This is a genomic window from Candidatus Symbiopectobacterium sp. NZEC127 (genome assembly GCF_025962675.1).
Lineage (GTDB): Bacteria > Pseudomonadota > Gammaproteobacteria > Enterobacterales > Enterobacteriaceae > Symbiopectobacterium.
In genome coordinates, this window is sequence record NZ_JAGFPG010000066.1 from 1 (window position 1) to 575 (window position 575).

1 pseudogene is annotated in these 575 nt (G+C 50.1%); it reads left to right on the forward strand.

From position 1 onward, the window contains the following. A pseudogene (locus J5069_RS23945) lies at positions 1 to 575 on the forward strand (LysR substrate-binding domain-containing protein); the annotation flags it as partial.

Consider the following 575-nt stretch of genomic DNA (forward strand, 5'->3'; position numbering starts at 1 on the left):
GAGTGACGTGCTCATTCCGGCACTGCCTGCATTCCAGGAGCGTTTCCCTGATATCAGGATTGATCTTGGCGTAACAGATCGATCTGTCGACCTGATCAGCGATAGCGTCGATTGTGTTATTCGGGGGGGTTTACTGGTCGACTCATCGCTGGTTGCAAGAAATATTGGTCACGCCAATATGGTGACCTGTGCATCACCCAGTTATCTCAAGCGCTATGGTGTTCCTGCTTATCCTGAAGAACTTAAGAACGGGCATCGGCTGATTGCTTATGTTTCAACGGCAACAGGACGGGCGATACCATTTCGATTCGAACGTGATGGGGTGACATCCGAAATCAAGATTGAGCATTAGATGGGGATCAATGAAAGTAATGCCCATGTCGCAGCCGGCGAGGCTGGGTTGGGCATTATCCAGACGTTTTCCTACTGTACCCGGCAGGCGCTGGAGTGTGGCTTACTGGTGGAAGTGTTAAAGGAATGGCGACCTTCAAAATTTCCTTTTCATGTGGTGTATCCGCAGAACCGCCATTTGACGCATCGTTTGCGTGTATTCATCGACTGGCTCGCTGAAGAAT